At 38.6% G+C, this 1,790-nt stretch carries 2 protein-coding genes; both read right to left on the minus strand.

Annotation, left to right across the window (positions count from 1 at the left end; genetic code table 11):
• The coding region (locus tag ABZ565_RS35450) for a hypothetical protein (protein WP_361036435.1) at positions 1-691 on the minus strand (691 nt) is incomplete at its 3' end.
• 54 nt (positions 692-745) lie between these two features.
• Positions 746-1,790, minus strand: a 1,045-nt coding sequence (locus ABZ565_RS35455) for a hypothetical protein (RefSeq protein WP_361036438.1), incomplete at its 5' end; no start/stop codon positions are given.

The following is a 1,790-nucleotide window of genomic DNA, read 5'->3' on the forward strand; positions in this document are numbered from 1 at the left end:
GTGATGCCGGGCCGGCCCTTGGGCAGACGCTTGCGGACCGGGCGGTACTCGACCACCTTCTCGATCCCAGTTCGGTTGCAGGAGTTGGTTTTACATGTTCGATACAGAAAGCTTGCTCTCCATTTACACGAAAATCACCAACAATTGAACCACCATAACTAACTTGACCTCTATACTCAATGCTAGGGCCTGAGGCAGCACTTACAGTCTTTCCAAATAGAGCACTCTTAACTACTGATACTAATGTAAGTTTCTGTTTTACCCCTTTTTTCATTAGATCATCTAGTTTTGCAGGAATCAGTTCATTACCACTTCCTACATATAAAGGGTCATCACCATACATTAATTCCCCTTTGTCATTAACAGTAAGATATTCAATATTTTCTTTAGCTTCTTCCTTTCCAACTATTTCTTCAATACTAGGCTTTGATATTGGCTCGTCTGCTGTTTTATATTCTCTATTAGTTAATTCCTCAATCTTATTTATCTCTTGTCTCTCTTTATTTGTTTCATCAGGTGTAACTTTCTCTTCATTCACATCTGAATTAACACTGTTTGCAAGAACTGAAATTGGTAACTCAAAAATTTGTAACATTAAAGCGAACATTACAAAGGTAGCAATCATCTTATATCTATTATCTTTGAATTTATTTATCATCCTATCACCTAATACTTTTAGATTTAAAGACATAAAAAAACCTAGTAGCTAATATTAATAGCTAACTAGGTTTTTTTAAATGTAAAATTACCAATCTGGGATGTTACTACCATCAAAAGTACCACCCTCATAAGTGTTACTTCCTTTATTGGGCCCAGTTCCTTTATAATCAATTTCACCTTCAGTAGTTTTCTCTACATTTGTTACTTGTCCAGATTTATTACCTGAATTAGAAGAACTAGTAGACCCCTTACTAGAACTACTCGAAGATTTTGTTTTACTCGATGAACTAGAACCTGATGTAGACTTACTTGAAGTATTTGCTGCCTTTTGATTACTAGATGTGCTTCCACCACTTGTTGAAGCATTAGAACTGCTATATGTAGATCTTGAGCTTGGCTTACTTGAACTTGAACTTGTGCTTGAGCTTGGCTTATTTGTGCTTGAGCTTGTGCTGCTGGAGCCTGAGCTTGCGTTCGAACTGGAAGTTGAACCTGAGCTTACGTTTGTAGTAGAAGTATTATTGGAAACTGTAGTAGTTTTTTCAGCTTCTGCCTTCTTACGTTTCGCTTCTTCTGCTTTAGCAACCATCGTTTCGTTTACTGCTTTTAGCTGTTTAGTTAATTCTTCTTTTTTCTCTTCATTTTTCACTTTAGCTATTTGATCAGATGCAGAATTATAATCCTGTTCCTTCAATGTCTTTTCTGCTTCTTTCACCTTTTTAGATGCCTCATTAATTGTAGCTAATTGCTTACTAGCCTCATCTAATTGCTTTGTTAATAAACTATAAATTGCTTCATTCCAATCTTTAACCTGACTTACCTTCTCAGAAACGGTTTTAACTTGTTTTTCAGAAGCTTTCTCAACAACCACTCCATTCTTTAGGATGCTGGAAACTTCTGATTGAATGTTGGATATCTCATGGGCATTACTAATCTCTTTTGATAGAAGGGATTTTTCACCTGAATCTCCTACCTTCTTAACCGCAGCCTCAGCAGCTTTCAACTTACTTTCAAGGCCATGAGCAGCGCGTCCGCCGCGTAGATGCCGGCGGGACCGGCTCCAACCATGGCGACGCGGACGGGGCGTGTCATGGCGAGCTGTTCCTTCGAACGGGTGAGCAGAAGCGGGG

Origin of the sequence: Streptomyces sp. NPDC016469 (assembly GCF_040632905.1) — a bacterium.
Classification (GTDB): Bacteria; Actinomycetota; Actinomycetes; order Streptomycetales; family Streptomycetaceae; genus Streptomyces.